Genomic DNA, 20,775 nt, shown 5'->3' on the forward strand with positions numbered 1-20,775 from the left:
GTCTCCCTAGGACGAACCCCGGCGGGCCCGGCCCCGCTCGGCGAGGGCCAGGGCCACGCCGATCACGGCCGAGCCCCCGGCCAGGCCCGCGATGAAGGCCCGCCGTCCGCGCGGGAGCCGCCCGCGGTACGCGTAGGTGATGAGCGTGTCGCCGAGGTCGGCGGCGGAGGCCGCCAGCGCCCAGGCGCGGATCGGTTCGCCGCGGCCGGCCGCGAACATCGCGCCGGCGCCGAGTGCGAGGTCGCGTCCGCCGAGTGCGCGGGCGAAGACCAGCGCGCCGGTGCGGTCCGCGTCGTCGCCGATCCACGGTCGGGACACCCGCACCGGGTCGAGCAGCGCGACCACACCCAGCGCGGCCCGGGCCCCGCCCCAACCGAACGTCGCGGCGCGTACGAGTCCGTCGGATTCACTCGGCGTAGTCGTCACGGCTGTCACGGTATCGCTCCCGCGACACTTCAGCGGTCATCCATTTCGTGCATTAGCCTCGCTCTGCCGCACACACGCACCGGCAACATCGAGCGATCTGCGCCGTCGTGACGTTCCGTCACGCATCCACGGGGGTGGAGGAGGCGCCGGTCGCCCCACGGGGATGGAGAACCACGTTGTACCTGCGCAAGCCTGCCGTACCGGGCCTGTTGATCGCCGCATCCGTCATCGCGCTGTCCAGCGGATGCGGCCTGGTCGACAAGGTCAAGGGCGACGACGACAAGAAGAAGGACCCGGCCACGGCCGCGCCCCAGGCGGGCGGCGGCTCGACCGGAGGAGCGACCGGAGGAGCGAGCGGCGCGCCGGCCACGCAGCCCGGCGGGGGCAAGGGCACCGCGCCCGCCACGGCGCCGGACACCGGCAAGCCCGGCGGCACCGTCGATGTCGGCGCCAAGGACTTCTGCAACCTGCTCACGCCCGCCGAACTCAAGGGCGTGCTGGGCAGCGAGGTTCCGCGCACCAAGAACGACCCCACGCTGCACAGCTGCCGCTACTACGGCCCGGGCGACTCGTCGCTGCTGACCGTGCAGTACTTCACCCAGAGCAGCAGGCTCTCGGGCACCGCGGAGAGCGTGGCGGCCAAGAACGACGCCTCCAAGTACGGGAAGCCGATCACCGATCTCGGCGCGTTCCCGACGCTGTACGTGGCCGGGGACGGCGCCTATCCGGCGCCCGCGGTCCCCGAGGTCTACTTCGTCAAGCCGCGCGGCACCGACCTGCTGGTCGAGGTGCACGTGTCCCTCGCGCCCGCCGCGAAGGGCCTCCCGCGCACGCAGCACATCGCGATCGCCAAGATCGTCGCCGGCAAGATCTGAGCGCGTTCCGGGGCCGGGCCTGTGGCGGCCCGGCCCCGGTCCGGTCAGCCCTTGAGCTCCGGGAAGTCCTCCTCGAACCACTCCAGCGCGCCCCGTCCGGCCAGGTCGCCCTCGTGCAACTCGCGCTCACGACCCCGCAGTTCGACCCGGCGGATCTTGCCCGAGATGGTCTTGGGCAGCTCCGCGAACTCGATCCGGCGGATCCGCTTGTACGGCGAGAGCACCTCGCGCGCGTGCCGCAGCACGGACAGCGCGGTCTCGCGGGTGGGCTCGTGCCCGGCGGCGAGCACCACGTACGCCTTCGGCACCGCGAGCCGCACCGGATCCGGCGAGGGCACCACCGCGGCCTCGGCCACCGCGTCGTGCTCGATCAGCACGCTCTCCAACTCGAACGGCGAGATGCGGTAGTCGGACGCCTTGAACACGTCGTCGGAGCGGCCCACATAGGTGATGTAGCCGTCCGCGTCCCGGGTGCCGACGTCGCCCGTGTGGTAGAAACCGTCGCGCATCGACTCGGCCGTGCGCTCCGGGTCGTCGAGGTAACCGGTCATCAGACCCAGCGGGCGCGCCGCGAGGTCGAGGCAGATCTCGCCCTCCGCGCCCTCGCCGGCGACCACCTCGCCGGAGATCGGGTCGACCAGGGCCACGGTGTACCCGGGCAGCGGCCGACCCATCGAGCCCGGCCGGACCTGCTGTCCGGGCGCGTTGCCGATCTGCGCGGTGGTCTCGGTCTGGCCGAAGCCGTCCCGGATGGTCAACCCCCAGGCGGTCCGTACCTGTTCGATGACCTCCGGGTTGAGCGGCTCGCCCGCGCCGATCACCTCGCGCAGCGCGGTGTGCCACGCGCCGAGGTCTTCTTGGACCAGCATCCGCCACACGGTCGGCGGCGCGCAGAACGAGGTCGCCCCACAGCGCACCATGGTGTCCAGCAACGGGCGTGCGGCGAACCGCTCCTGACGCACGATCAGGATCGTGGCGCCGGCATTCCAGGGAGCGAAGAAATTGCTCCAGGCGTGCTTGGCCCAGCCGGGCGAGGAGATGTTCAGGTGCACGTCGCCCGGCCGCAGGCCCAGCCAGTACATCGTGGACAGGTGCCCGATCGGATAGCTCGCCTGGGTGTGGCCCACCAGCTTGGGCTGCGCGGTGGTGCCGGAGGTGAAGTACAGCAGCAGCGGGTCGGTCGCGGCGGTCGGCCCGTCCGGCACGAACGCCTCCTCCGCCGCCTCGTGCGCGTCGTGCGCGTCGGCGAACGCGAGCCAGCCGGGCGTCGGTTCGCCCACCGCGATCCGGGTCCAGTCGCCGGGCACCTCGGCGAAGCCCGGGGTCACCGCCGACTCGGCGATCACGTGCGCGACGTCGCCGCGGGTGACCCGGTCGGTCAGATCGGCGGGCGCGAGCATCGTGGTGGCCGGAATGATCACCGCGCCGAGCTTCATCGCGGCCAGCATCGCCTCCCACAACTCGACCCGGTTGCCCAGGACCAGCAACACCCGGTCGCCGCGCCGCACCCCGCGCGCCCGCAACCACGACGCGACCCGGTCGGAGCGCCGGGCCAGTTCGTCGAAGGAGACCTTGGCGTCGGTGTCGTCCTCGGCCACGATCCACAGCGCGGTGGCGTCGTTGCCGCGCGCGTTCGGATCGAACCAGTCGAGCGCCCAGTTGAATTCGGCCGGTTCGGGACGCGGGAAGTCCCGGCACGCGGTGGGCTGGTCCTCACGGTGTTCGAGCAGGAAGTCGCGCGCTGCGCGAAACGCCTCGGTCGCACCCGTCATCGCCGAATTCCTCCGTCTGTCGTGCGGTGTCGCCTTACCGCAGCACCGCTGCATCGGTGCAGGAACGCACCCTCGCATCACCCGTTCGAGCGGTCAACGACCGGCTCCGGGCCCCTCACGTTGACCGTCGCGGCGCCGGCCCGCAAGACTCCGGGAGGCTACGGAAACAAGCGCACAAAGATGATCTTGATCCGACATTCGGGACGGTAATTGACAGACAGTACGGGGCGATCCGGCCCGCGCGTGCTCGTCCTCGCCGACGACCTCACGGGCGCCAACGCCACCGCGGTGCGCTTCGCCCGGCGGGGGATGCGCACGCTGGTCACCGGCGGTCCGCCTCGGGCGTGCGCCGGCGCGCCGGATGTACTCGTGCTCGATCTGGCCACCCGGCACCTGCCCGGTGTGCAGGCCGCGCGGCGGGTGGTCGCGGGGGCGTCGGTGTTCCCGGACGCGCCGCTGGTGGGCAAGCGCGTGGACGGCACGCTGCGCGGCAATCCCGGTGCGGAGACCGGCGCGCTGCTGCACGTGCTCGACGCCCGTCCCGGGCCGCCGGTGCGCGCGCTGGTGGTGCCGGCCCGTCCCGATGCCGGCCCGCCCGTCGCGGCCGGCGTCGAGCACACGCACGGCGTCCCGGTCGCGGACGGCGAGGTCGCCCGCGACGCGTTCGGCCCGGTGACGTCCGCGGCCGTGATCGAGGCGTTCGACACGATCGATCGGTCGATCGCGCACGTCCCGCTCGACGTCGTGCGCGGCGACCCGCCCGGCCTGGTCCGGGCCCTGTGCGATCCGAACGCCCGGGTGCTGGTCTGCGACGCGATCACCGACGCCGATGTGCAGGCGCTCGCGCTGGCCGCGGCGGCCGGCGCGCTCGCGGGCGAGTCGCGCTGGCTGCCGGTGGATCCCGGGCCGTTCGGCGCGGCGCTGGCGAGCGCGCTGGGCACGGTGCCCACCGGTCGACCCGTGCTCGGCGTCGCGGGCAGCCTGAGCCCGCTCGGCCGCGAGCAGATCGCCTGGACCCGGCGCCGACTGGGCGCGCGGTGGCTGGAGGTGGGCGACGCGCCCGATCCGGTCCGGGTCGCCGCCGACCTGGTGGCGCTGGCCCGCACCGGCACACCCCTGGCCGGGATCCGCACGCTCGTCCCGGACCGGGCGGATCCGGTGGTCGCCGCCCGGCTTCCGGTGCTGCTCGGTGAGGCGGTCGGGCGCGCGTTGGCCGCCGCGCCGTTCGCGGGGGTGTACGCGACGGGCGGGGACATCGCGGGCGCGGTGTGCATCGCGCTCGGCGCGGACGGGCTCGCGGTGGAGACCGAGGTGCAACCGCTGGTGCCGGCCGGACGACTGGTCGGCGGGCCGTACGACGGGCTGCCGTTCGCCGCGAAGGGCGGCTCGGTGGGAGACCCGCACGCGGCGGTGGCCTGCGTGTTGCACCTGCGGATGAGCTCCACCGTCCGGACGGCCTCGCCGGCGGCGGTCACGACGTCCCAGATCGACGCGGGACGGTGGTAGGACACGCACTCCGCGACGGCCGCCCCGCCCGGCCGGCATCGGCCCGGAGGCCGCGGCGCCGGCGCCCGGTCGGCCGCTCAGGCGATGGTCAGGGCCTGGGCGATGCGGGCGGCCAAGTCGGCGTTGTTGAGGATGAGGGCGATGTTCGCGTTCAGGCTCGCGCCGCCGGTCTCGCGGTGGAAGACGTCCAGGAGGAACGGGGTGACCGCCTTGCCGCGGACGCCGCTGTCGGCCAGCGCGGCCAGCGCCCGACGCAACACCCGATCGTGCAGGTCCGGGTCGACCTGGTCGGAGCGCGGCACCGGATTCGCCACCACGAGGGCGTTGCGTCCCAGCCCGAGCGCCTCGTGCGCGCGCACGACGTCGGCGACCTCGTCCGCGGTGTCCACCCGCCACTCCAGCCGGTGGCCGGAGTCGGCCAGGTAGAACCCCGGGAACGCGTGCGTGCCGAACCCCATCACCGGCACGTTCAGCGACTCCAGCCGCTCCAGCGTCGCGCCCACGTCCAGGATCGACTTGACCCCCGAGCACACCACGGTGAGCCCGCAGCGGGTCAGCGCGATCAGATCCGCCGACTCGTCCCAACTCTCCCGCGCCTCGCGGTGCACCCCGCCCAGGCCGCCGGTGGCGAACACCCGGATGCCCGCCTGATGCGCCAGGTGCGCGGTCGCGCCCACGGTGGTCGCGGCGTGCCCGCCCCGGGCGGCGACCAGGGCCAGATCGCGCATCCCGGCCTTGAGCACGTCCGGGGACGTGGCGACGAACTCGAGCGTCTCGGCGTCCAACCCGATCGACGGTCGGCCGTGCACGAGCGCGATCGTCGCCGGGACCGCGCCCGCGGCCCGGACCCGCCCCTCGATCTCGCGGGCGATCCGCAGATTGTCCGGGCGCGGCAGCCCGTGCGCGATGATCGTGCTCTCCAGGGCGACCACGGGTCGGCCCGCGGCGAGCGCGTCCGCGACCTCCGGCAGGATCCGCAAGCCGTTCACCGGTAGGACGCTACCGGGCGCGAGCGGCAGCGGCAGGGCATACGCGCCGGGCCGCGCCGGTTCGGCCTCGCCCCGGCGCTCGGACACTCCGATGATCATGGCAATCCGCCGTCCCGTCGCGACCGGTGGTCAGCGTCGGGGCTGGTACAACACGGCGGCCCAGCCGTCGGGCCCGGTCACCTGTACCCGCACCTCGTGCGGTCCCTCGACCGACTCGCCCACGGTGAAACCGCCCTCGCGCAGCGGCGCCAGGGCCGCCTCGAGGTCGGCCACCTTGACCATCACCGAGGCCGACTCGCCCTCGCGGTCGGTGCCGGCCAGCGCCAGCCGGCCGCCGTTCACGTCGAACTGCGCCCAGCGCTCGCCGTCGACGAAGGTCGGTTCCGTACCGAGCACCGCGGTCATGAAGCGCACCGCCGCGGCCATGTCGGCGACGGGGAAAGCGGCGGACAGGCCCTTGGCGGACATGGGTTACCTCCTGCGGCGAGACCGGGCACGGTATCTGATGGTCTATCAGGCGCGACGGACACCCACCGAGTCGGGGCGCCCCGAATCCGCCGGCGACGCGTCGCAGGGGCTAGCCTCGCAAACGTGGAGCCCACCGACACCGCAGGTCCGCCGCCGAAGCCGCCCGAGCATTGGGAGGCCGACGTCGTCCTGCGCGACGGCGCCACCGCCCACGTGCGTCCCGTCGGCCCGGACGACGCCGGTCGCCTCGTCGACTTCTACGCGCGCGTCTCCGCCGAGTCGAAGTACCTGCGCTTCTTCACGCCCTACCCCCGGCTGTCCGACCGCGACGTGCGGCACTTCACCACGCACGACTGGGTCGACCGGGTCGGCCTGGGCCTGTTCGTCGGCGACGAGATGGTCGCGATCGTGCGCTACGACCGGATCGGCCCGGACGGACGCGCGGTGCGCACCGGCCCGCAGGGCCGCTCCTCCACCGCCGAGGTGGCCTTCCTGGTCCAGGACGACCAGCAGGGCCGGGGCGTCGCGTCGGTCCTGCTCGAACACATCGCCGCGGTGGCCCGCGAGCGCGGCATCCGGCGCTTCGTGGCCGACGTGCTGCCCTCCAACCGTCGCATGGTCACGGTGTTCACCGAGGCCGGCTACACCCAGCAGTCCGCGTTCGAGGACGGCGTGGTCCGGCTCACCCTGGAACTCGCGCCCACCGAGACCTCGCTCGGGGTCATGCTCGGGCGCGAACACCGCGCCGAGGCGCGCTCGATCGCCCGGCTGCTCACCCCGCGCTCGGTCGCGGTGATCGGCGCCAGCCGGCACGAGGGCACGGTCGGCAACACGCTCCTGGCCAACCTGTGCTCGGGCGAGTTCACCGGCGAGGTGTACGCGGTCAACCCGAAGGCGGGCAGCGAGCCGATCGACGGCGTGCCGACCTACGCCTCGGTGCTGGACATTCCCGGGGGAGTGGACCTGGCGCTGGTGGCGGTCCCGGCGGACGCGGTGCAGCAGGTGGTCGAACAGTGCGGACGCAAGGGGGTGCACGGTCTGGTCGTGGTGTCCTCCGGTTTCGCCGAGACCGGTCCCGAGGGCCGCGAGCGGCAGCGGCGCCTGGTCCGCGCCGCGCGCCGGCGCGGGATGCGGGTGATCGGACCCAACTGCCTCGGCGTGCTGAACACCGACCCGGACCTGCGGGTCAACGCGAGCCTGTCGCCGCGGATGCCGCGCCGCGGCCGGGTGGGCATGTTCGCCCAGTCGGGCGCGCTGGGCATCGCGATCCTGGAGTCCACGGTGAGCCGCGGGATCGGGCTCTCCACGTTCGTGTCGGCGGGCAACCGCGCCGACGTCTCCGGCAACGACCTGTTGCAGTACTGGGAGGACGACCCGGCCACCGACGTGGTGCTCCTGCACCTGGAATCGATCGGCAACCCGCGCAAGTTCACCCGGCTCGCCCGCCGGGTCTCCCGGGCCAAGCCGGTGGTCGCGGTCAAGTCCGGGCGGCACAGCCAGGGCGTCCCACTCGGGCACGTCACCCGCGCGCTGACACTGCCCGACTCGGCGGTCGACGCGCTGTTTCGCCAGGCGGGCGTGATCCGGGTGCCCACCGTCGCCGAACTCTTCGACGTGGGCCAACTGCTCGCCTACCAACCGCTGCCCGCCGGCGACCGGATCGCGATCATCGGCAACTCCGACTCGCTGGGCCTGCTCACCCAGGACGCGTGCGCGAGCGCGGGCCTGCGGCCCCGGCGCCCGGTCGACCTGACCACCTCCGCGACCGCCGACGACTTCCGCGACGCGCTCGCCGACGCGCTGGCCTGCGCCGAGACGGACGCGGTGATCACCGTGTTCATCCCGCCGCTGACCACCTCCGGCGACGAGGTGGCGAGCGCGATCGCGGAGATGGCCGGGCACGCGGCACAGATCGGCAAGCCGCTGCTGACCACCTACCTCGCGCACGAGGGGCTGCCCACACAACTGCGCCGGCTGGACGCGGACGGCGTGCCCGCGCTCGGCTCGGTGCCCTCCTATCCGGCCCCGGAGAACGCGGTCCGCGCGCTCGCCGAGGTGGTGCGCTACGCCGCGTGGCGCCGGCGGCCCACCGGATCGGTGCCCGAACACCCCGAGGTACGCACCGATCAGGCCCGGGCGCTGGTCCGCGCCCGCCTCGGGGCCGCGGACGCGGTGGGCCTGTCCCCGGCGGACGCCGCCGACCTGCTGGCCTGCTACGGCGTCGAACTGCTGCCCGCGGTGCGGGTGGACAGCGAGGACGCGGCGGTCCGCGCGGCGACCGAACTGGGCTATCCGGTCGCGCTCAAGACCATCGCCGAACATCTGCGGCACCGCGTGGACGTGGACGGGGTACGCCTGGACATCGGCGCGGAGGCGGGGCTGCGCCGGGTGTTCCGGGAGATGACCACCCGCCTGGGCGGCCCGGACCAGGCCCGGCTGGTGGTGCAGCCGATGGCGCCGCACGGCATCGCCACCGTGCTCGGGCTCACCTACGACGAGTCGTTCGGCGCGGTGTTGTCCTTCGGCCTGGCCGGCCCGGCCACCGAACTGCTGGGCGACGTCGCCCACCGACTGGTGCCCGCCACCGATCAGGACGTGGCGGATCTGGTCCGCGAGGTGCGGGCGGCGCCGATGTTGTTCGGCTACCGGGGCGCGCGCCCGGTGGACGTGCCGGCCCTGGAGGACGTGCTGTCCCGGTTGTCCCGGCTGGCCGACGACCTGCCCCAGGTCACGTCCATCGAACTGAACCCGGTGATCGTGGCGGCGGAGGGCGCGCACGTGCTCGGCGCGCAGATCCGACTGTCCCGCCCACCGGCCCGCACCGACCTCGGCCCCAGGTCGTTGTCCCGCCCGTAGCCGGCCCCGCGGCGCGGTCAGCGGCGCACCGATCCCGGCGGATCCCGGCGGAAGTCGTCCGGACACGCGGAACCGCCGCCGTACCCACATGCCACCCCGAGCTGTGGCACCTACGTACGGCGGCGGCTCCAGGCCGGATCCGCCCCGCGGCATGCCCCTCCGCGCCTGCCCTCCACATGGCCGCGCAATTCATGCCGTTCGACGCTGTCCGGACCAGGCCGCCCCGCGCCGGTCGTTTCCCCGAGTGTCCCCGGCGGTGAGGCGGTGTCACTCGTTCCCTCCCTCGAGGGCGCGAGTGTCGCGAGAGTTCCGTCGGTGCCACCGTGTCGACGGCGCGTCCCTGTTGCCCCGGCGGTCCTCTCAGGAGACGAGTCAACCCCGCCGAGGCGTCCACCGGGAGGGCGCACGGAAGGCGCACGGTGGCGATCCGTGGATACCGCACCAACAGTGCGCATCCACCTCACCCGTTCGGTCCTGTCATTACATCGACAAACCGTCACCATTTGGCAACGGCAGGTGCGCAACCCCACCTTCGGACGGGGCGGATGGCGCACGTGTGCCCTTGGAGGTGCCAGGATGGGGGTATGGCTAAGACCACCACCTCGACCCAGGGGCTGCGCACGGCCATCGAGCGCAGCGGTTACTACCCGAGCCTCGTTGCCGACGCGGTCGAGTCCACGATCGGCACCGAGCCGGTCGACGCTTTCCTGGTGCACCAGGAGACCACGTTCGATTCCAATGAGGTCCGCCGCCACATCACCGTTCTGGTGCTCACGCCAGGCCGCTTCCTGGTCAGCCACACCGACGAACACGCACCCGACGACACGTCGCCCACTCCCTACGCGACGACGTCCACCGAGACCGTGCGGATCGACCGCCTCGAGTCGGTCGTGGTCAGTCGCGTCGTGGGCAACCCCGCCGAATACGTCCCGGGAGCTCCACCCCGCGAGGCCGTGCTCACCATCGGGTGGGGCGCGGTCGGCCGGATCGACCTCGAACCGGCCGGGTGTGCCGACCCGAACTGTGAGGTCGACCACGGCTACACCGGCTCGTTGACCGCCGACGACCTCTCGCTGCGGGTCAGCGAGGCCGCCGACGGCCCCGAAGCGGTGGAGCGCACCCTCACCTTCGCCCGCGCGCTGTCCGAGGCAGTGGCCGGCATCAACCAGTGAGTGCCTCCGTCTGGCTCGACGAACAACCCCCGGTCCCGTTGCCTCGCTACGGGACCGGGGCGTTGTCCGACCTGATGCCCTCGATAGCCGCCTCCCTCGGCATGCCCGGAGAGGAGAACACGCTCGGCCTCGCGCCCGCGCGCGCCGCGTGTGTGTTCCTGATCGACGGCCTGGGCTGGGACCTGCTGCGCGGGCATCCGGTCGAGGCGCCGTACCTGTACTCGCTCCTGGAGACGTCGTTCGCGGGCAGCGGCCGGCCGCTGACGGCCGGCTTCCCGGCGACCACCGCGACCAGCCTCGCGTCGTTCGGCACCGGGCTCACCCCGGGCGTGCACGGCCTGGTCGGCTACTCGGTGGCGGTGCCCGGCGAGAACCGGCTGATGAACCAACTGCGTTGGGTGGGCGACATCCGCCCGCGGGACTGGCAGCCGTACCCGAGCCTGCTCGAGCGGGCCGCCGCCGCCGGGATCACCGTCGCGCAGGTCAACGACGGCATGTTCGAACACACGCCGCTGACCAGGGCGGTGCTGGGCGGCGGTCGCTACATCGGCGCCGAGTTCGGCGCGCCCAGGGTCAAGGGCGTGCACAAACAACTCGCCCAACCGGGACCCGTGCTGGTGTACACCTACGCGAGCGAACTCGACCGCTGCGGCCACGGCATGGGCGTCGACTCACCCGAGTGGCGCGCCGAGCTGCGCCGGATCGACGACGTCGCGCGGGCGATGGCCGAGGGGCTGCCCGCCGACTCGGTCCTGTACGTGACCGCCGATCACGGCATGGTCGACGTGGCGCCCGAGCAGCGGATCGACGTGGACACCGATCCCGCCCTGTCCGCCGGCGTCGCCCTCCTGGGCGGCGAGTCCCGCGCGCGGCACGTCTATACGCGCCCCGGTGCGGCCCGGGACGTGCACGCGATCTGGGACGACATGCTCGGCGACCAGATGTGGGTGGTCACCGGCGAGGAGGCGATCGAGTCCGGCTGGTTCGGCCCGGTCGTCGAGGACCGGGTCCGTGCCCGCGTCGGCGACATCGTCGCGGCGGCCTTCGGCGACATCGCGGTGGTCGCCTCCCGCCGTGAACCGGGCGAATCCCGCCTCACCGGCGTGCACGGCTCGATGACGTCGGCGGAGCAACTGGTGCCGCTGCTGGAGGCGCGCGCCTAGGGCGTGTCTTCCATCCCCCGTCGGGCTTCCCGCTCACGCCGAAGGGACGGCCTCCGGATGGAGGCCGTCCCTTCGATGAACCCGGGCCGGTTCAGGCCTGGTTGCGCCGCTTCGACGCGACGAGCGTGGCGACGCCCGCGGCGGCGGCGAGCAACAGGACGATCTTGAACAGCTTGCCCATGGAAATGGACCCCCTCGATGGTCGGGACGAAGAAGATGCGTCTCCCGGCCGAGGAAGGCCGCGGGCGACGTGATCCGTGTGTACGTAGGCGCACGGGTCCCGCCGATCCCGGACCCCGTTTCCGGACGGGAGCCCGTCACGCTCGACTCTACGTCACCCGTTTGATTCAAGGGTGGAGTGGTTTCGGTCGGAGTGGCGGGTCGAACCCGGCACTCCCGCAGGCGGATTCGGGCCGGACGGACTATTGCGGATCATTCGGATTCGAGGCCACCGCGATCACGTTGAACACCGCGCCCTGCGGATCCCGCACCGCGGCCAGTCGGCCGTACGGCGACTCCTCCGGGCCGCGCAGCACCTTGCCGCCCAGGCTGTCCACCCGGTCGACGGTCTCGTCCGCGTCGCGCACCGCGAAGTACGCGGCCCAGTGCGCCGGCGGGCCGTTCCGCGCGCCCGCCATGCCGCCGCGCAGGACACCGCCGACGTGGAACGTCGCGTAGTCGAAGTCGGCGTCGGACATGTCCTCGTAGGTGAAGTCGAAGACCGCCGTGTAGAACTTCTTGGCCCGCGCGCTGTCCGGTGTGTACAACTCGTTCCACACCACCGCGCCGGGCTCGTTGACCACGCCCGCGCCGTTGTGGTCGCCCGCCTGCCACACGCCGAACACGGCGCCGGTGGGGTCGGCGGCGACCGCCGTACGGCCCGACGTCGACACGTCCGTCGGCGGCGCGACCACCGTGCCGCCGGCCGCGCCGACCCGTCGCATCACCGCGTCCGCGTCGTCCGCCGCCAGATGGGTGGTCCACGCGACCGGGCCCTCCTGTCCGGGCACGCGGCCCATCAGGCCGGCGACCGGGCGACCGCCGAGCGTGCAGGTGGTGTATCGGCCCATCCCGGCCGGCCCGACCTCCCCCTCCCAGCCGAACAGGCCGCGGTAGAAGGCCAGTCCGGCCTCGACGTCGGGGACGCCCAGGTCCACCCAGCAGGGCACGCCGGTGGGATATCGCGAGGTCCACTCGCTCATCGATGCCTCCTCGACAGATGCCGACAATTCGGGACGATCCGCCATCGATGCTGCCACCCGGATCGGACATGTGCTCGTCGATGGCCGCCGCACGCGGCAGGATGCCGGTATGAGTTCCCTGATCAAGGCGGCCGACCTGGCCGCCGCCCTGGACAGTTCGTCGCCGCCGCTGGTGCTCGACGTCACGTGGCAACTCGGCGGCCCGCCCGGCATCGAGGCGTACCGGGTCGCCCACATCCCCGGCGCCCGCTTCGTCGACCTCGCCGCGGAGTTGTCCGGGCCGCACACCCCCGGCGGGGCCGGCGGCCGGCATCCGATGCCCGAGCCGGCCGCGTTCGGCGCGAGCATGCGCCGGCTGGGGATCGGCCCGACCACCGACGTGGTCGTCTACGACGGTGGGCCCAGCGTCGCCGCGGCGCGGGCGTGGTGGCTGCTGCGCTACTTCGGCCACGACCGGGTGCGCGTGCTCGACGGCGGCTTCGCGGCCTGGACGGCGGAGCGGCACCTGGTCACCGACGTGGTGCCGGAACCCGCCGCACCCGGCGCGTTCGTCCCGCGCCCGGGCGGGATGACGCGCCTGGACGCGGACGAGACCGCGGCTCTGGTGGCCGCGGGCGGGGTGCTGCTGGACGCGCGCGCCGCCGAGCGCTTCCGGGGCGAGACCGAGCCGATCGACGCGAAGGCCGGCCACATCCCCGGCGCGGTCAGCGCGCCCGCGACCGAGTACACGCACGCCGACGGCCGCTTCCACGAACCCGCCGAGCTCAAGGAGTACTTCGCGGCCCGCGGCGCGGTGCACGGTGCCCGGGTCGCCGCGTACTGCGGCTCCGGCGCGACCGCCGCGCACGAGGTGCTCGCGCTGTCGCTGGCCGGCGTGCCGGCCGCGCTGTACGCCGGTTCCTGGAGCGACTGGATCACCGACCCGGAACGCCCGGTGGCCACCGGCGAGTAGCGGGCCCGGACCGCGGCGCACGGCGTCGAGCGCACGAGAAGAGCCGAGGGCCCCGTGCGGACCCTCGGCTCCGGTCGTATCCGTCGATCACTCCCGGCGTTTGCGCCTGCTGCCGAACACGATCTCGTCCCAACTGGGCACGGTCGCCCGGCGACCGGGACGCACGCCGTCGGCCTCGGCCTGGCGGTCGGTGCTGCCGACCAGCCGCTCGCGGTGCGGGCCGACCACGCCGCGCGGCACCAGGACGTTCTCGTACGCGCTGCCCGCGCCCGCCGCCGCGGCGGGGGCCTGGGTCTCCTCTTCCTCGATCGGTTCGGCGCGCTCCGGGCGTTCCGACCGCTCGACGCGTTCGATCCGCTCGGGACGCTCGACGCGCTCGATCCGCTCCGGGCGCTCGGCCCGTTCCGCGCGCTCGATGCTGCCCACGCGCGGGCGTTCGGCCAGCGCGGTGACGTCGATGCGCATCGGGCCGGGCGAGGCCGACTGGGTCTGCGGTTCGCCGCGCAGGCCCGGGACGGCGTCGAGCAGGCTGGTGATCGCGTCGTCGTCGCTCTCGCGCGGGATGGTGGCCAGGCGCGGTCGGAACGGGAACGGGGTCTCGGACGCCGCCGGGTGCTCGCCGATCAGCGAACGGGCCTCGTCGTCGTTGGTGGTGACCAGGCGCCGGGGCGGATCGAAGCTCCAACTCGCGGAGCGCATCTCGCCGTCGGCGCGGTAGAGCAGCAGGATCTCCCAGCTGCCGTCGTCGCGTCGCCACGAATCCCACTGCACGGACTCGGAGTCCGCGCCGCGCAGGTGCAGGCGCTCGGTGACGATCTCGCCGAGCAGCGGGCCGGTGCTCTCGCCCTGCCGACGGATGGGGGTCTTGCGGGCGCGTTCGGCCATGAAGGCGCGCTCGGCGAGGACCGGGCCCTCGAAACGCCGCACCCGGTCCACCGGGATTCCGGCGAGCTGTGCGACCTCCTCCGCGGTGGCACCGGCCCTTATCCGGGCCTGGATGTCACGCGGGCGGAGCTGGCTCTCGACTTCGATCTCGATCTGGCCGAGCCTGGCGCGGTCGCCCCTGACGGCGGCACGGAGCCGTTCGTCGATGGGCAACATGTACTCAGTGCCGTCGGCAGCCTTCAGCACCAACCGTGTGCCGTCGTTGCTGACGGCCACGACACGCAGTTCGGGCATGGGGACCTCCCGGGTGGTGCCTGCCGACGTCACCTGCGTCGTTGCTCCCGCTACGAGTGTGACCTGCCCAGCCTCGGCGTGGCCACAACCTGACCGAGTTGTCCGGCGTGTCGGATTTATTACCTGACTGGCCGAATTGCCTTGGTTACACCATTTCGGGTAGATACCGGGGCGGCGCCCCACCCTGACCTCCGCGGTCGGTCGCCTCCCCCTTCGCGCACAGGTCGTTCCGGAACCTGGCGTGAACAGTACTCCATTCGGGGGCTCTACCGGGACACACCGCGCCGCATCGGCGCGTCCCGTTCGGACGAGTCGTTTTCGGCCGTCCGGGGTGATGTCGATCACAAGATTGGGCCGATCGGAACGATGTCGATGGGCCGTTCAGTCGTAACCAGGGTGAAGTCCTGTTTTTCATGATTAACCACCGTCCGTGCACGGACGGGCAAGGAAAGTGATGCCGGAAAGGACCGAGAATGAACGTCGCCGGATCGATGTCAACGCGGTGCAGGTTGTGGGCAGTGCCCTGGCGGCCATCTCCTCGGCTTTCCTGCTCTCCACGCTGGGCGTCGCCGGGACGGTGATCGGCGCCGCGCTCGCGAGCGTGGTCGCCACGGTCGGAAGCGCGCTCTACGTGCACCTGTTCCGCCGCACCGGCGAGCAACTGCGCGACGTGCGGGCGACGCTGATCCCCCCGCACGAGGGCGGGCCGAGTCCGGACCCCACCGCCGTGCCGGAGCGACCCACGGGCGTGGCCGACCCGCGATCGGCCGCCGACGAGACGATGTTGCTGCCGGTCGGCGACTACACCCGGTTCGAGGAGCGTTCGCGGACCGCGGTCACGGGCTCGACGAGCGCCGAGCGCCCGCTCGGCGGCGCCGGGACCGACGCCCAACCGGCCGCGGCCGGCACGGACAGCGACAAGCGGCTCCGGCCGGCCCGTTCGCTGGTCGCGGCGGTGCTCGTGTTCGTGGTGGCGATGGGCGTCGTGACGCTCACCGAGACCGCGATCGGCCGCTCGTTCGCGAGCCTGTTCGGACACGGCGACGCGGGCGGCTCGACCATCTCGCGGATCGTCGACGACAAGCCCGCCCGGCACGACACCCCGAAGCAGCCGAGCGGTTCGACCCCGCAGCCGACCGGATCCACGCCCGCACCCACGCGCGGGCCGGACACCGGCGACAAGGGCACGACCGGCGAGAACGGCACGGGAGCGACCTCGGTGCCCTCGACCACCCCGTCCACGCGACCGAGCCGCACCCCCTCGCCCGACCCGAGCGACTCCGCGCCGCCGAGCACGGCGCCGCCCGCGACCTCTTCGGCGGGCGGCTCGGGCGGGACCGGCGCGGCGAACGGCGGCGCGGCGGCCGGCAACGACGCCGGCGGCAGCGCCCAGGGCGGCGCGAAGAACGACTCGCGGTCGAACGCGGGCGCCGGCACGTCCTAGCACCGCGCCGGCGCGGCCGGCCTCAGTCGCCCAGCACCCGGCGCAGGTAGTCGTTGCCGAAGCGGCGCTCCGGATCCACCCGGTTCCGGAGCGCCGTGAAGTCGGCGAACCTCGGGTAGAGCTGCGCGAAGTACTCCGCGTCGCGGGTGTGCATCTTGCCCCAGTGCGGGCGCCCGCCGTGCCCGACCATGATCTTCTCCACCTCGGTGAAGTACCGCTCGTGCGGCGTGCCCTTGTACATGTGCACCGCGATATAGGCGGTGTCGCGCCCGTACGCCGTGGACATCCACAGATCGTCCGCCGGGGCCACGCGTACCTCGACCGGGAAGCTGATCGGCAGGCCGGCCGCCTCGACGAACGCGCGCACCTCGGTCAGCGCGGCCGTGGCCGCCGCACGCGGCAGCGCGTACTCCATCTCGATGAAGCGCACCCGGCGCGGGCTGGTGAACACCTTGTGCGAGGTGTCCGAGTAGGTCCGCGCCGACAACGCGCGGCTGGACAGGCGCGCGATCGTGGGCACCGTCCTGGGCGCGGCCCGGCCGACCCGGCAGGCGAGCGAGAACACACCGTTGGACAACAACTCGTCGTCCAGCAGGAATCGCGCCTTCGACAGCGGTTTCGCCGGCCCCTCGATCCGGTTGTTGCGCTTCACGTTGCAGTTGTCGGTGTGCGGAAACCAATAGAACTCGAAATGCTCGTTGTCCGCGCACAGCGCGTCGAAGTCGGCGAGCACCGCGTCCAGTCGCATCGGCTCCTCGCGCGCCTCCAACAGGAAACGCGGCTCCACCGCGAACGTCAGCGCGGTCACCACGCCCAGCGCGCCCAGACCCACCCGGGCCCCCGCGAACAACTCCGCGTTCTCGGTCGCCGAGCACGTGGTGATCTCGCCGTCCGCCAGCACGATCTCCATGCCGCGGATCTGCGCCGCCAGCGATCCGGACGCCCGCCCGGTCCCGTGCGTGCCGGTGGACGTGGCGCCCGCCAGGCTCTGCACCGCGATGTCGCCCATGTTGGCGAGCGCGAGGCCGTAGCCGGCGAGCAGCGCGTTGAAGTCGCTCAGCCGCATCCCGGACCCGACCGTGATGGTGCCCGCCGCACGATCGAGCGCGTGCACCTCGGTCAGCCCCTCCGGGCGGATCTGCACCCCGTCGGTGACCGCGACCGAGGTGAACGAGTGCCCGGCGCCGACGGCCTTGACCGCCAGACCCTGTGCCGCCGCCCGGCGGACCGCCGCCGAGATCTCCTCGGCCGACCTCGGGGTGAGCACCGAGTGCGGCCGCGCGGACTGGTTTCCGGTCCAGTTCCGCCAGATCGGCGGCGTCTTGGAGACGGCGGGGGTGGCGCTGCTCAACGGGTTCCTCCTGGGGTCGCCGTGGGATCAGCCGGACATTACTCGCCGGTCATCGGACCGGGAAGGGGTCGGGCCCCGATGGGCCGCAACTCACGCCCCCGCGCGCACCGGGGCGTTGGGGCGGGCGGGGATCGCGATGCGAGGATCACAGGCATGCACGCGACACAGGCCCCCGACCCCAGTCCGTACGACGCGCTCCTGGTGCTCTCCTTCGGCGGGCCGGACGCCCCCGACGAGGTGCTCCCGTTCCTGGAGAACGTGACCGCGGGCCGAGGGGTGCCCCGGGAACGCCTCGAGGAGGCCGCCGGCCACTACGCCCACTTCGGCGGCGCCAGCCCGATCAACGCGCACAACCGCGCCCTGATCGCGGCGATCGAGGCCGAATTCGCCGCGCACGGGCCGCGGCTGCCGGTCTACTGGGGCAACCGCAACTGGCGCCCGTACCTCGCGGACACCGTGCGGCGGATGGCCGACGACGGGATCCGTCGTGCCGCGGTCCTGGTGACCAGCGCCTACGCCTCCTACTCGGGCTGCGGGCAGTACCACGAGAACCTGCTCGCGGCCCGGGCCGAGGTCGGCGACCGGGCGCCGGTGTTCGACAAGCTGCGGCACTTCTTCGACCACCCCGGTTTCGTCGAGCCGCTGGTGGACCACGTGGTGGCCGCGCTGGCCGAACTGCCCGAGGCGGTGCGGGCCGGCGCCCGGCTGGTGATGGTCACCCACTCGATCCCCACCGTCACCGCGCGCACCGCCGGCCCGGCCGGCGGCGGATACGTCGAGCAGCACCGGGAGACCGCGCGCCTGGTCGCCGAGGGCGTCGCGCGCGCGCTCGGTCGCGAACACGACTGGGACCTGGTGTACTCCAGCCGCAGCGGTCCGCCGCAGGTGCCGTGGCTGGAGCCGGACGTCAACGACCACCTCGTGGCGGCGGCCGAGGACGGCGGGGTGCCGGCCGTGGTGCTGGTGCCGATCGGATTCCTCTCCGACCACATGGAGGTGGTCTACGACCTCGACGTCGAGGCCGCCGCGACCGCCGCGCGGCTCGGGCTGCCGGTCGCCCGAGCGGCGACCACCGGCGCCGACCCCAGATTCGCCGGCGCGGTGCGCGACCTGCTCCTGGAGCGCGCCGCGACGGTACGCGGCGAGGCGCCCGCACGGTGCGCGCTCGGCGTGCTCGGCGCCGCGCACGACGTGTGCCCGGTGGGCTGCTGCCCGGACCCCCGGGCACTGCGCGCCGACCCGGAGGCGGCCGCGCGGGCGCCGCGCGGCGAGGCCCTGCACGGTCGCGCCGGCAGGATGGGTCCATGACGATCGACACCGCGGAACTCCTGGCCATCGCTCGCGACGCGGCCCGGCACACCGGCGGCTTCCTGTTGCACGAGCGTCCCGCCGACCTCGGCGTCGCGGCGACCAAGAGCAGCCCCACCGACGTGGTCACCGAGATGGACACGGCCGCGGAGAAGCTGATCATCGAACGCATCCGCGCCCACCGACCGCACGACGGCTTCCTCGGCGAGGAGGGCGACGCGAGCGCGGGCAGCAGCGGCGTGCGCTGGGTGATCGACCCGATCGACGGCACCGTGAACTACCTGTACGACCTGCCCGGGTGGTGTGTGTCGATCGCCGCCGAGACCGCCGAGGGCACCCTGCTGGGCGTGGTCGAGGTGCCGGTGGTGGGGGAGACCTTCCACGCCGTGCGCGGCGGCGGCGCCTACCGCAACGGCAAGCCGATCCACTGCCGCGCCTCGGTCGAGCCGGCCCGGGCGCTGGTGGCGACCGGATTCGGCTACACGGTCGAGCGGCGCACCCGGCAGGCCGCCGTGATCGGCGCGCTGCTGCCGCGCGTGCGCGACCTGCGCCGGGCCGGCTCGGCCGCGATCGACCTGTGCTCGGTGGCCGCCGGTCGGGTCGACGCGTACTACGAGCGTGGCCTGAACCCGTGGGACGTGGCCGCGGGCGCGCTGATCGCCCGCGAGGCCGGTGCCGAGGTGATCGAGGACCTGTGGCCCGAGCCCGACGGGTCGAGCCTGTGCCTGGCCGCGCCCGCCGGACTGCGCGCCGAACTCGAGGCCGCGCTGGCCGCTCTGCACGCGTAGACCCGAGCGTGCGCAAGGCCCGGATCCGGTGCCCCCGCACCGGATCCGGGCCTTCGCGAACTCGGCCCGACAGCCGAACCCCCGGCGTCCGCTGGGGACCTCGCCGGGGGAATCAAGAACCGTGTGTCTTCGCGTGGCTCGGGTGCGCTCGCCCGAGCGGTGTGACTAGGCGCTTTCGGGGAGCACCCGCACGCCGTGCTCGGACGCCACCCGCAGGAGGTCGTCCAACTCGGACTGCTCCACCTCGACGAGGAAATCGTCGCCGGTGTCACAGGCCTGCTTCAGAGCCTGTTCGGTCTCACGTATGCGTCGCAGTACGCCGGCCGTGAATTCGTCCATAAGGCCGCCCCAATGTCACTCGTCGTCGCCGGTTTCGGTTGTCCTCCCCCCGTGCAACGCCGGGGAAACCACGGTTCCGGGCCTTTGGCGGGGCTCGACCGAAGGGTGTGACCAGGGGCGATTTCCGGCCCGCCGGCCCGACAGCGGACTTTCCGGGGCGTACCGGAATCCTTCCCTCCTTCGGGGGGTCCCGTAACGTCCGCGGCACGACGCGCTCGCCGGGCCGGTCCCGCCCGCCCCGGTCGGCCGGCCGGCTTACCGAGGCTTTACCGGGGCGCGGAGGAAGATGGACAACGGATCCATCCACTCATCGAGCAGGAGGCACAGCCGGTGCGGGTTCTCGTAGTCGAGGACGAGCAGCTCCTGGCGGACGCGGTCGCGACCGGGTTGCGCCGAGAGGCCATGGCCGTCGACGTGGTGTACGACGGGGAGGCGGCGCTGGAACGGATCGCCGTCAACGACTACGACGTGGTGGTGCTCGACCGGGATTTGCCGATCGTGCACGGCGACGACGTGTGCCGGGCGGTGGTGGAGACGGGCATCCCGATGCGGGTGCTCATGCTGACCGCGGCCGGCGACGTCAGCGATCGGGTCGAGGGCCTGGAGCTGGGGGCGGACGACTATCTGCCCAAGCCCTTCGCGTTCAGCGAGCTGATCGCCCGGGTGCGCGCGCTCGGCCGGCGGGCCGTCTCCCCGCTGCCGCCGGTGCTGGAGCGGGCCGGCATCCGGCTCGACCCGAACCGGCGCGAGGTGTTGCGCGAGGGTTCCCCGGTGCATCTGTCGCCCAAGGAGTTCGCGGTGCTGGACGTGCTGATGCGCGCCGACGGCGCCGTGGTCTCGGCCGAGCAACTGCTCGAGAAGGCCTGGGACGAGAACACCGATCCGTTCACCAATGTCGTCCGCGTCACCGTCATGACACTGCGCCGCAAGCTCGGCGAGCCGCCCGTCATCCTGACGGTGCCCGGCGCCGGATACCGCATTTGAG

The 20,775-nt window shown here is 73.2% G+C and carries 18 protein-coding genes; 10 read left to right on the plus strand and 8 right to left on the minus strand.

The features are described 5' to 3' along the window. Positions 1 to 6: 6 nt before the first annotated feature. Positions 7 to 426, minus strand: a complete 420-nt coding sequence (locus ACWCPW_RS31280) for a hypothetical protein (RefSeq protein WP_449764922.1) — start codon at positions 424 to 426, stop codon at positions 7 to 9. A 176-nt stretch (positions 427 to 602) separates the two neighbouring features. Here ACWCPW_RS31280 and ACWCPW_RS31285 point away from each other — a divergent pair, with 176 nt between their 5' ends. Beyond that, positions 603 to 1,301: a hypothetical protein gene (locus ACWCPW_RS31285; protein WP_449764923.1), complete on the plus strand. Its 699-nt coding sequence runs from the start codon at positions 603 to 605 to the stop codon at positions 1,299 to 1,301. A gap of 44 nt (positions 1,302 to 1,345) precedes the next feature. Here the strand turns inward: ACWCPW_RS31285 and ACWCPW_RS31290 are convergent, their stop codons facing one another. After that, a complete protein-coding gene (locus tag ACWCPW_RS31290) occupies positions 1,346 to 3,073 on the minus strand; it encodes an AMP-binding protein (protein ID WP_449764924.1) in 1,728 nt (575 codons plus the stop codon). 210 nt (positions 3,074 to 3,283) lie between these two features. Between ACWCPW_RS31290 and ACWCPW_RS31295 the strand changes: the two genes are divergently transcribed. Beyond that, entirely contained in the window at positions 3,284 to 4,579 is a 1,296-nt protein-coding gene (locus ACWCPW_RS31295) for a four-carbon acid sugar kinase family protein (RefSeq protein ID WP_449764925.1), read from the plus strand. Positions 4,580 to 4,656: 77 nt separating this feature from the next. Here the strand turns inward: ACWCPW_RS31295 and ACWCPW_RS31300 are convergent, their stop codons facing one another. Together ACWCPW_RS31300 and ACWCPW_RS31305 are read right to left on the minus strand one after the other, a co-directional pair. Continuing rightward, positions 4,657 to 5,667: a pseudouridine-5'-phosphate glycosidase gene (locus ACWCPW_RS31300; protein WP_449764926.1), complete on the minus strand. Its 1,011-nt coding sequence runs from the start codon at positions 5,665 to 5,667 to the stop codon at positions 4,657 to 4,659. Positions 5,668 to 5,697: 30 nt separating this feature from the next. Beyond that, positions 5,698 to 6,036, minus strand: coding sequence for a VOC family protein (locus ACWCPW_RS31305; RefSeq protein WP_449764927.1), 339 nt, complete (start codon positions 6,034 to 6,036; stop codon positions 5,698 to 5,700). A gap of 123 nt (positions 6,037 to 6,159) precedes the next feature. Here ACWCPW_RS31305 and ACWCPW_RS31310 point away from each other — a divergent pair, with 123 nt between their 5' ends. The 3 genes from ACWCPW_RS31310 to ACWCPW_RS31320 all read left to right on the plus strand — a co-directional run bounded on the left by ACWCPW_RS31310 (position 6,160) and on the right by ACWCPW_RS31320 (position 11,227). Further along, on the plus strand, positions 6,160 to 8,892 hold the full coding sequence (locus ACWCPW_RS31310; protein WP_449764928.1) for a bifunctional acetate--CoA ligase family protein/GNAT family N-acetyltransferase: 2,733 nt from the start codon (positions 6,160 to 6,162) through the stop codon (positions 8,890 to 8,892). 584 nt (positions 8,893 to 9,476) lie between these two features. Further along, positions 9,477 to 10,064, plus strand: a complete 588-nt coding sequence (locus tag ACWCPW_RS31315; RefSeq protein WP_161365428.1) for a DUF5998 family protein — start codon at positions 9,477 to 9,479, stop codon at positions 10,062 to 10,064. Next, positions 10,061 to 11,227 (plus strand): alkaline phosphatase family protein, encoded by a 1,167-nt coding sequence (locus tag ACWCPW_RS31320; protein ID WP_449764929.1) that lies wholly within the window; start codon positions 10,061 to 10,063, stop codon positions 11,225 to 11,227. The genes ACWCPW_RS31315 and ACWCPW_RS31320 overlap by 4 nt, the downstream gene beginning before the upstream one ends. Before the next feature lie 422 nt (positions 11,228 to 11,649). Here the strand turns inward: ACWCPW_RS31320 and ACWCPW_RS31325 are convergent, their stop codons facing one another. Beyond that, on the minus strand, positions 11,650 to 12,429 hold the full coding sequence (locus tag ACWCPW_RS31325; protein ID WP_449764930.1) for a VOC family protein: 780 nt from the start codon (positions 12,427 to 12,429) through the stop codon (positions 11,650 to 11,652). A gap of 109 nt (positions 12,430 to 12,538) precedes the next feature. On the opposite strand from ACWCPW_RS31325, the gene ACWCPW_RS31330 reads away from it, so the two are divergent. Further along, positions 12,539 to 13,381, plus strand: coding sequence for a sulfurtransferase (locus ACWCPW_RS31330; RefSeq protein WP_449764931.1), 843 nt, complete (start codon positions 12,539 to 12,541; stop codon positions 13,379 to 13,381). A gap of 87 nt (positions 13,382 to 13,468) precedes the next feature. On the opposite strand, the gene sepH is transcribed toward ACWCPW_RS31330, so the two are convergent. Further along, positions 13,469 to 14,593, minus strand: coding sequence for a septation protein SepH (sepH, locus tag ACWCPW_RS31335; protein ID WP_395859883.1), 1,125 nt, complete (start codon positions 14,591 to 14,593; stop codon positions 13,469 to 13,471). A gap of 421 nt (positions 14,594 to 15,014) precedes the next feature. On the opposite strand from sepH, the gene ACWCPW_RS31340 reads away from it, so the two are divergent. Beyond that, complete coding sequence (locus tag ACWCPW_RS31340; RefSeq protein WP_449764932.1) at positions 15,015 to 16,004, plus strand: hypothetical protein; 990 nt, start codon at positions 15,015 to 15,017, stop codon at positions 16,002 to 16,004. Between the two features lie 22 nt (positions 16,005 to 16,026). Here the strand turns inward: ACWCPW_RS31340 and ACWCPW_RS31345 are convergent, their stop codons facing one another. Further along, positions 16,027 to 17,355 (minus strand): D-arabinono-1,4-lactone oxidase, encoded by a 1,329-nt coding sequence (locus ACWCPW_RS31345; RefSeq protein ID WP_449764933.1) that lies wholly within the window; start codon positions 17,353 to 17,355, stop codon positions 16,027 to 16,029. 153 nt (positions 17,356 to 17,508) lie between these two features. On the opposite strand from ACWCPW_RS31345, the gene ACWCPW_RS31350 reads away from it, so the two are divergent. After that, positions 17,509 to 18,663, plus strand: coding sequence for a ferrochelatase (locus ACWCPW_RS31350; RefSeq protein ID WP_449764934.1), 1,155 nt, complete (start codon positions 17,509 to 17,511; stop codon positions 18,661 to 18,663). Beyond that, a complete protein-coding gene (locus ACWCPW_RS31355) occupies positions 18,660 to 19,451 on the plus strand; it encodes an inositol monophosphatase family protein (protein WP_449764935.1) in 792 nt (263 codons plus the stop codon). The genes ACWCPW_RS31350 and ACWCPW_RS31355 overlap by 4 nt, the downstream gene beginning before the upstream one ends. 165 nt (positions 19,452 to 19,616) lie before the next feature. Here ACWCPW_RS31355 and ACWCPW_RS31360 read toward each other — a convergent pair whose 3' ends face one another. After that, positions 19,617 to 19,790: a hypothetical protein gene (locus ACWCPW_RS31360; RefSeq protein ID WP_449764936.1), complete on the minus strand. Its 174-nt coding sequence runs from the start codon at positions 19,788 to 19,790 to the stop codon at positions 19,617 to 19,619. A gap of 330 nt (positions 19,791 to 20,120) precedes the next feature. Here ACWCPW_RS31360 and ACWCPW_RS31365 point away from each other — a divergent pair, with 330 nt between their 5' ends. After that, positions 20,121 to 20,774, plus strand: a complete 654-nt coding sequence (locus ACWCPW_RS31365) for a response regulator transcription factor (protein ID WP_449764937.1) — start codon at positions 20,121 to 20,123, stop codon at positions 20,772 to 20,774. Position 20,775: the final 1 nt, after the last annotated feature.

Source organism: Embleya sp. NPDC001921 (genome assembly GCF_053594475.1).